Genomic DNA, 8,410 nt, shown 5'->3' on the forward strand with positions numbered 1-8,410 from the left:
CCTCGGCGATCGCCCGGACCTGCATCGCGAACAGACCCGGGACGACCAGGCCCAGCCGCACGCCGCGCAGGCCGAGCATCGGGTTGGCCTCGTGCATCCGGCGCACGGCCGCCAGCAGTACGGCGTCGTGGCCCGGATCCTGGTCCAGCGCCTCGGCGCGGGCGACGTGGGCGGTCAGGTCCTCCAGCGCCGGCAGGAACTCGTGCAGCGGCGGGTCGATGAGCCGTACGGTGACCGGCAGCCCGTCCATCGCCTCGAACAGCTCGACGAAGTCCGCCCGTTGCAGCGGCAGCAGAGCAGCCAGGGCCGCGTCCCGCTCGGTGTTGTCGTCGGCCAGGATCAGCCGCTCCACCAGCTCACGCCGCTCGCCGAGGAACATGTGCTCGGTGCGGCACAGCCCGACGCCGCCGGCTCCGAACCGGCGGGCCCGGGCGGCGTCCGGCCCGGTGTCGGCGTTGGCGTGCACGCCGAGCCGCCGGACGTGGTCGGCGTGTGTCATCAACCGCTGCACCGCCGCCAGCAGCGGGTCGTTCGCCGGCGAGAGCTCACCCTCGAAGTAGCGGACGACGGGGGAGGGGTGCACCGGCACGGCACCCGGATAGACCCGGCCGGTGGTGCCGTCCAGCGACAGCACATCGCCGGCGTGCAGGACCGTGCCGTTCACAGTGACCGTCTCCGTGGCCAGGTCGATGCGCAGCTCGTCGGCACCGCAGACGCAGGTTTTGCCCATGCCGCGGGCCACCACGGCAGCGTGCGAGGTCTTGCCGCCCCGGCTGGTCAGGATGCCCTGGGCGGCGATCATCCCGGGCAGGTCGTCGGGGTTGGTCTCCGGCCGCACCAGGATCACCGCGTGGTCCGCGGCGGCCGCGTGAGCGGAGTCGAAGACGATCGCGCCCACAGCGGCGCCGGGTGAGGCCGGAACGCCCGTGGTCAGCGGCGCCGGGGCGGCGGAGATGTCGAAGCTGGGGAACATCAGCTGCGCCAGCTGCTCCCCGGAGACCCGCTGGAGAGCCTCGTCGAGCGTGATCGTGCCCTCGTCGACCAGCTGCGCGGCGATGACGAAGGCGGCCGCGGCCGTGCGCTTGCCCACGCGGGTCTGCAGCATCCACAGCTTGCCGCGCTCGATGGTGAACTCGATGTCGCACAGGTCGCGGTAGCGCTGCTCGAGCCGCTCCATGACCGACAACAACTTGCGGTAGCTCTGCTGATCCAGCTTCGCGAGCTCGTGCAGCCCCACGGTGTTACGGATCCCGGCGACCACGTCCTCGCCCTGGGCGTTGGACAGGTAGTCGCCGTAGGCGCCGCGCCGGCCGGTGGCCGGGTCCCGGGTGAAGGCGACGCCCGTACCCGAGTCCGGCCCCCGGTTGCCGAACACCATCGCCATCACGGTGACCGCGGTGCCGAGATCCTGCGGGATGCGCTCCTGCCGGCGGTACAGCACGGCCCGTTCGGCGTTCCAGGACCGGAAGACCGACGTGATCGCCAGCAACAGCTGCTCGTGCGGCGCCTGCGGGAAGTCCCGGCCGGTGTGGGTCAGGAAGACCTTCTTGTACGCCTCCACGAGGTCCTGCAACTGCGCGACCGGGAGCTCGGCGTCGGACGGGGCGCCGGCACCGGCCCGGACGGCGGCCAGCGCGGACTCGAAGTCCGCACCGGGCACGCCGAACACGGTCCGGCCGAACATCTGGATGAGCCGGCGGTACGAATCCCAGGCGAACCGCTCGTCGCCGCTCTGTGCCGCCAGTCCCCGCACGCTGGAGTCGGTCAGACCGATGTCCAGGATCGTCTCCATCATGCCCGGCATCGAGAACTTGCCGCCTGAACGGACCGACAGCAGCAGCGGCTCCTGCGGGTCCCCGAGGCTCTTACCCATCCGCATCTCGACGAGCAGCAGATGTTCCTGCACCTCGGCGAAGAGCCCGGCCGGGACCGCGCCGGTCCGCAGGTAGGCACGGCAGGCCTCGGTGGTGATCGTGAAGCCGGGCGGCACCGGCAACCCCATCCGGGTCATCTCGGCGAGGTTGGCGCCCTTGCCGCCGAGCAGATCCTTCAGGTCCTTGTTGCCGTCCGTGAAGTCGTAGACGTACCTGGCCATCCGGCTCACCCTCATCCGTTCGTGCGTTCGTCCTCTCCTCCTGGTGGTACCGCGCGCGACGTCCCGGGCAGTAGGGCCGGAGGGCCCGCCGGGTCAGGGCTTCGCGAGCCACCTCAGCATCGCCTGGTTTGTTTCCTCCGGCTGTTCCTGCTGGATCCAATGACCGCAGTCCAGACTGACCACGTCCACATCAGGCACGAAGTCCGGCAGTCTTTCGAACCGCTGGATCGCATCCCGCTCGCCGTAGATCATGAGGGCCGGCTGGTGGATGATCGGGTCCACGTCCGCCAGCAGGCGCCAGTTACGGTCGAGGTTCCGGTACCAGTTGATGCTGCCCGTGAACCCTGAGCTCTCGAAGGCGGAGACGAAAACGGCCAGTTCGCTGTCGCTCATCAAGGGCTCGCCCAGGGGTGCTTCCGCGTTGGCGAGATTGACCATCACCATTCCCGGCTCCGGTACGGTGAGCGGCACGTTCTTGCGGTACATGTTGCGCAGGAACCGGAACGTGTTCTCGTCCAGCACGGCGTCGGCAACGCCCGGCTGCCGATTGAAGTGGACGAAGTAGAAGTCGCCGCCGAGAAATTCCTCCATGACCTCGATCCAGGGCCGTTCTCCGCGCTCCTGGTAGGGCAGGCTCAGGTTGATCACCTTGTTCACCCGGTGCGGATGCAGCAAGGTCAGGCCCCAGACGACCATGGCCCCCCAGTCGTGACCGACGAAGGTGGCGTCCTCGTACCCGTAGTGGTCGAGAAGTGCGACGAGGTCACCTGACAGGTGCTCGATGTCGTAGGCGGTCACGTCGGCCGGCCGGGACGAATTCCCGTAACCCCGCTGGTTCGGGACGATGACGTGGTAACCGGCTGCGGCCAGGGCGGGCATCTGGTGGCGCCAGGAGAAGGCATGCTCCGGCCAGCCGTGACAGAGAACGATGGGCCGTCCCGCATTGTGCTGTCCGGCTTCGAAGACTTCGAGTTCCACTCCGTTGACCGGAATGAGGGTGGGCTCAGGAAAATCGATCGGGTTCTTCGGTGAGGTCATGGTGTCATCCTGCCGAGGAGAACCGGTCACCTCATGACCGGTTTTCGTGGAAGTGTGGCCGGATGCGAGCCGACCGGCTGATGGCCATCCTCTTCCTGCTGCAACAGCGCGAGCAGGTGACAGCAGCCGAGGTCGCCCGGGAGCTGGAGATCTCCGAGCGCACCGCCCGCCGCGACCTCGACGCCCTGGCCATGGCCGGGGTGCCCGTGTACTCCATGCAGGGCCGGGGCGGCGGCTGGCGACTCGTCGGCGGTGCCCGCACCGACCTGTCCGGGCTGACCGCGGGTGAGGCCCGCGCCCTGTTCCTGGTGGCCGGCCCGGCCTCGGCGGCGACGCCGGCCGTGAACGCAGCGCTGCGCAAGCTGGTCCGGGCCCTCCCGGAGCCCTTCCGGGTGCAGGCCGAGGCGGCAGCGTCGTCGCTGGTCCTGGACCCGCAACGATGGGGGTCGAGCCCGGTCGAGTTCCGGCACCCGCCCTTCCTCGACGAACTGCAGGACGCGGTGATCCGCGGTGTCCAGGTGCGGCTCGGCTACGTCGACGGCCAGGGCGCCGAGACCACAAGAACCGTCCACCCACTGGGCATCGTCGCCAAAGGCCCGGCGTGGTACCTCGTCGCCACCACCGAGGCCGGCCGGCGGACCTTCCGGATCGACCGCGTGTCGTCCGCCGACCCGACCGGCGATCCCGTGCACCGACCGGCGGACTTCGACCTGGCCCGCAGCTGGCGCGAGATCGCCGACGAGGTCGACCGCCGGCGGACGCCCGTCGAGCTCCAGGCGCTGTGCGCGCCCGACTGGATGGGCCGGCTCCGGATGATGCTCGGCGGGCGGCTCGAGGTGGGCGGTTCCACCCCCGACGGCCGGGTCGAGGTCGTGATCCGCGGCTACAACGAGTACGCCCTCGCCGGCGAACTGGCCGGGCTGATCGAATGGCTCGAGGTGACCGGTCCTCCGGGGGTGCGGGACCACCTGGCCTCGATCGGCAAGGCGCTCGCCGAGCGATACGGCTGAGGCAAGAGCCCCCACCTGGATGGGATCGAGCCGGGCGAGGCGGGCTGCGTCCCGGCCCGGCGGGAGCCTGAACAGCCGACGGCCGCCGCGTCGGCCGGCTCGGCCAGCAGCGGCCGGCCCAGCGGGTGTCGCACCTGCTGCCGTCCAGCCCGGCCAGGTACTGATCTGACGACGCTTGACTGCGCCGTGCACGGAGCGGCAAGGTCGCCGTGGTGATCGTCGATTTCGTGGTCCCAGACGTCGATTCGGTGCTGGGCCGGAGTTGGGCCAGGTCCCTTGAGGGGGACGCGCACTCCATCGAGGAAGGAGTGCTCCGGTACAAATTGTTCTACTCGCAGGTCGAGTTCTCCATCGACGGCGTGAGGTTCCTGTCGAAAACCAGTTTCGTCCCGCTGGTCGACCTTGCCATCGGGATGTCGCGCATTGTCGGCAACTTGGCTCGGGAGTCCGACGGCGTCCTCGACTTCACGGAGCACGACGAACTCATATGGTTCGTCGTCGATGGCGAGAACGTGGAAGTCGTTTCGTCGAAGAATCCGGCCGCTGCCGCCACCGCGAGAACGGCGGACCTGATGGACGCTTTGGCATCCTTTGCGGCGCGGGCCCACGATGCGGTGGTCACCTTCCATCCGGCGATGTCGGAGAACGCAACGGTGGCTCGTCTGCGTCACGCGGACTAGTGCGGCAGCAGGCGTGTCCCCCGGCCCAGGTGTGGCCGGAGTTGGTGAGGGGCGCGGCCCGCCCGGGCCGCAGCACCCCTCCTCAGGGGCCTTTCGACCCTGCCTCGCCGATCGCCGCGACGGGAGGCTGAGGGGGACGACAAGCCTGGAGGCAAGGATGAGCTACCGCATCGCCATCAACGGATTCGGTCGGATCGGCCGCAATTATCTGCGGGCCCTGCTGGACAAGGACCTGTCGAACGCCGGCTTCCAGGTGGTCGCGATCAACGACCTGTACGACACCGGCACCCTGGCCCACCTGCTGGAGTACGACTCCACGTTCGGCCGCCTCGGTGACGGCGTCAGCTACACCGATGACGCCCTGAACGTCGGCTGGCACACCATCCCGGTCTTCTCGGAGCGCTCACCCGACCAGCTGCCGTGGGCCGAGCTCGGGGTCGACCTGGTCATCGAGGCGACCGGCAAGCTGCGGACCCGGGACGACGCCGCGCTGCACCTCAAGGCCGGGGCGTCGCGGGTGCTGATCTCCGCGCCCGGCAAGGGCGTCGATGCGACCCTGGTGCCCGGCGTCAACGCGGACACGTACGACCCGGTGCGGCATCAGATCGTCTCCGGGGCTTCCTGCACGACCAACTGCGTCGCGCCGCTGGTGAAGGTTTTGCACGAGGCGTTCGGTATCGAGCGGGGCCTCCTGACGACCGTGCACGCGTACACCAATGACCAGAACGTCCTGGACGCGCCGCACAAGGATCCTCGCCGGGCCCGGGCCGCGGGGGTGAACATCATTCCGACCAGCACCGGGGCCGCGAAGGCGGTGGGCCTGGTGCTGCCGGAGCTGGCGGGCCGGCTCGACGGCGTCGCGCTGCGCGTCCCGGTCGTCGACGGCTCGATCAGCGATCTGACGCTCGAACTCGGCACCGACGTGACGGTCGAGCAGGTCAACGAGGCCGTCGAACGGTCAGCGGCGGCCGGCGGGCCGATGCACGGCATCATCCGCTACACCGAGGCGCCGCTCGTCTCCACGGACATCGTCGGGGATCCGGCCTCCTGCGTCTTCGACGCCGGGCTCACCCAGGCGCGGGGCCGGCTGGTCAAGGTCTTCGGCTGGTACGACAACGAGTGGGGCTACACCAACCGGCTCGTCGACCTGACCAAGCTGCTGGCCGGGCGGAGGTAGGACGGTGCGCGCGAAGGACATCATGACCAGCCCGGTCCACGTGGTCTGGCAGAACGCACCGATCGAGAGCGCCGCGGAGCTGATGACCGCCAGGGCGGTCACCGCCCTGCCGGTGGTCGACGCGCAGGGGTTCCTGGTCGGCATGGTCAGCGAGGGCGACCTGCTGTGGCACCGGGTGCCCGTCGATCCGACCGCGCACCTGCGCCGGGACCTGGACGTGGCGCCGCAGCCCCGGCCCGGCACGGTCGTGGAGGTGATGGCCCGGAACCCGTTCACGGCCACGCCGGACCTCGACGTGGCCGAGGTGGCCGAGGTGATGCTGCGGCGCGACGTGCGCAGCATGCCGGTCGTCAAGGGCCGCGAGGTCGTCGGCATCATCAGCCGCCGCGACATCCTGCGCACGATGGTACGCAGCGACGACGTCATCGCCGCGGACGTGCAGCACCGGCTCGACGAGTACGCCGACGGCGCTCGCCTGTGGACGGTGACAGTCGGCGGCGGCATCGCCACCGTCGCCGGCGAGTTCGTCAACGACACCCAGCGTGCCGTCGTGACCGTGCTCGCCCGCACCGTGCCCGGGGTGAGCGCCGTGACCGTCGAGGAGACGGAAAGCTCAGGAGGCCGGCGATGAACGACATCGGCACCCAGGCAACCGAACGAACGCAGCACGACTCGACCGGCCCCGACCTCACCGCCTGCGTCCGTGCGGCGACGGCCGCGCCCTCGCTGCACAACAGCCAGCCGTGGCGCTTCCGCATCGGAGCGCACGGGGTCGACGTCCACGCCGATCCCCGGCGGCAGCTCGACGTCCTCGACCCGGCCGGCCGCGAGCTGCTGATCAGCGTCGGCGCCGCCGTGTTCACCCTGCGGCTCGCCATCCGCGGCGCCGGATACCTCAGCCACACCACGCTCTTCCCGGACGACACGGATCCGGACCTCGTCGCCCGGGTCAGCGTGGGGCAGCCGATGGCACCGACGCCGGCCGCCGAGGCCCTGGTCGCCGCCATCCCGCACCGGCACACGAACCGGTGGCCGTTCGCCCGGTCCGTCGTGCCGGCCGACGCGGTCGAGCGGCTGGCCGACGCCGCCCGCCGGGAGGGCGCCACGCTCACCGTCGCGAACGCGGTCAGTCGCAACGCGATTCTGAGCCTGTCCCAGGAGGCCGACCGGGCGCTGCGGGCCCAGGGCCGCTACCGCGCCGAACTCGCGCGGTGGACCAGCCCGCAGCGGGGCCGCCGGGACGGCGTGCCGTCGACGGCGATCGGCCCGTGGGACGCCCTGGAGATCCTGCCGATCCGCGACTTCGGGCTCCTGCAACCGCACCGGGACCGGGCCGCCGCCCCGTTCGAGCCGTACCCGACCATCATGGTCCTGGCGGTCGACGGCGACACCCGGCGGCACTGGGTGCACGCCGGCCAGGCCCTGCAGCGGGTGCTGCTCACCGCGACCTGGCTCAACCTGGCCACCACGCCGATCAGCCAGCCGGTGGAGATCCCGGCGATCCGCCGGCTGCTGACGGACTCCCGTACGGGTTCCTGGGCTCAGATGGTCCTGCGCGTCGGCTACGGCCGCCCGGCAGCGGCCACCCCGCGGCGTCCGCTCACGGAGGTCCTGCTGCCGGACGACGGTGGTGCTACCGGTCGCTGATCCGGACGACGTCGGCGGCCTTGCGGCGCGGAGCGGGCGGCAGGTCCGGCGCGGCATCGTTGTAGCCGAGCCGGACCGTCAGATACGGCTCGCCCACGCCGCTCAACAGGCCCTTCAGCAGGTGGCGCGGCCACTGGACCTCGATGGTGTCGCTCATCGGAGCCGTGGCCAGCCCGTCCGCGGTCGCGGCCAGGAGCAGCGCGGACAGCGCCTCACCACCGCGCAGCAGCGCCCCGGGCTCGTCGGTGAGCCCGAACAGCACCACGTACGACGCCCCGAGGTCGAAGTCGGCGCCGGGGCTCAGCCCGGCGTCGGTGCCGGGGGCGTAGTCGCGGACCGGGACCCGGCGCGGTGCCCGCTGCACCGCCGTCGCCGCCGGTACGCCGTCGCCGCTGTCCGCCGGCCGGTTGGTCCAGTGTTCGAGCTCTGCCCGGTAGGCCGGATCGTTGCTCTCGGCGTCGGCCGCCCGGGCGGTGGAGGTGGCCAGCATCGGCATCTGGTCACGGCGTACGACGTGCAGGTAGGCCCCTTCGGCCTCCACCGCCTGCCGCAGCCCGAGCAGCAGCTCCTCCGGCACGGTCCGGTCACTGAACGCCCGCCGGTCCGTACGCCGCAGCGTGATCGCTCCCGCCATCCGCTCCGCCTGCCGGTCGGCGTCTGAGGTCCCGGCGATGGTGAGGCGCGCGAGGACGTCGGAGGCGTCTCCCTGCGGCAGGCGGTCGACGTGCACGTCCCATCCGGCGGCCCGCAGGGCGACCCGGGC

8 protein-coding genes are annotated in these 8,410 nt (G+C 71.0%); 5 read left to right on the forward strand and 3 right to left on the reverse strand.

Annotated elements, in window-relative coordinates; genetic code table 11:
• Together ppdK and AB0C29_RS21970 are read right to left on the reverse strand one after the other, a co-directional pair.
• Positions 1 to 2,095, reverse strand: a 2,095-nt coding sequence (gene ppdK, locus AB0C29_RS21965) for a pyruvate, phosphate dikinase (protein ID WP_360822924.1), incomplete at its 3' end; no start/stop codon positions are given.
• 93 nt (positions 2,096 to 2,188) lie between these two features.
• Positions 2,189 to 3,133, reverse strand: coding sequence for an alpha/beta hydrolase (locus AB0C29_RS21970; protein ID WP_360822927.1), 945 nt, complete (start codon positions 3,131 to 3,133; stop codon positions 2,189 to 2,191).
• Positions 3,134 to 3,195: 62 nt separating this feature from the next.
• Between AB0C29_RS21970 and AB0C29_RS21975 the strand changes: the two genes are divergently transcribed.
• The 5 genes from AB0C29_RS21975 (at position 3,196) to AB0C29_RS21995 (ending at position 7,647) form a co-directional block, all read left to right on the forward strand.
• Complete coding sequence (locus AB0C29_RS21975) at positions 3,196 to 4,143, forward strand: WYL domain-containing protein (protein ID WP_360822930.1); 948 nt, start codon at positions 3,196 to 3,198, stop codon at positions 4,141 to 4,143.
• 212 nt (positions 4,144 to 4,355) lie between these two features.
• Complete coding sequence (locus AB0C29_RS21980; protein WP_360822933.1) at positions 4,356 to 4,823, forward strand: hypothetical protein; 468 nt, start codon at positions 4,356 to 4,358, stop codon at positions 4,821 to 4,823.
• 157 nt (positions 4,824 to 4,980) lie between these two features.
• Complete coding sequence (gene gap, locus AB0C29_RS21985) at positions 4,981 to 6,000, forward strand: type I glyceraldehyde-3-phosphate dehydrogenase (RefSeq protein ID WP_360822936.1); 1,020 nt, start codon at positions 4,981 to 4,983, stop codon at positions 5,998 to 6,000.
• Between the two features lie 4 nt (positions 6,001 to 6,004).
• Entirely contained in the window at positions 6,005 to 6,631 is a 627-nt protein-coding gene (locus tag AB0C29_RS21990) for a CBS domain-containing protein (RefSeq protein WP_360822939.1), read from the forward strand.
• Complete coding sequence (locus AB0C29_RS21995) at positions 6,628 to 7,647, forward strand: Acg family FMN-binding oxidoreductase (protein WP_360822942.1); 1,020 nt, start codon at positions 6,628 to 6,630, stop codon at positions 7,645 to 7,647. Before AB0C29_RS21990 ends, AB0C29_RS21995 begins: the two co-directional genes overlap by 4 nt.
• On the opposite strand, the gene AB0C29_RS22000 is transcribed toward AB0C29_RS21995, so the two are convergent.
• Positions 7,634 to 8,410, reverse strand: a 777-nt coding sequence (locus tag AB0C29_RS22000) for a nitroreductase (RefSeq protein WP_360822945.1), incomplete at its 5' end; no start/stop codon positions are given. The genes AB0C29_RS21995 and AB0C29_RS22000 overlap by 14 nt on opposite strands.

Source organism: Actinoplanes sp. NPDC048791 (assembly GCF_040650095.1).
In the GTDB taxonomy this organism is placed as follows: Bacteria; Actinomycetota; Actinomycetes; order Mycobacteriales; family Micromonosporaceae; genus Actinoplanes.

Bases quoted from the DNA above. Each gene is read 5' to 3' on its own strand.
- AB0C29_RS21970 (WP_360822927.1), bottom strand. From the start codon at position 3,133: ATGACCTCACCGAAGAACCCGATCGATTTTCCTGAGCCCACCCTCATT.
- AB0C29_RS21975 (WP_360822930.1), top strand. From the start codon at position 3,196: ATGCGAGCCGACCGGCTGATGGCCATCCTCTTCCTGCTGCAACAGCGC.
- gap (WP_360822936.1), top strand. From the start codon at position 4,981: ATGAGCTACCGCATCGCCATCAACGGATTCGGTCGGATCGGCCGCAAT.
- AB0C29_RS21995 (WP_360822942.1), top strand. From the start codon at position 6,628: ATGAACGACATCGGCACCCAGGCAACCGAACGAACGCAGCACGACTCG.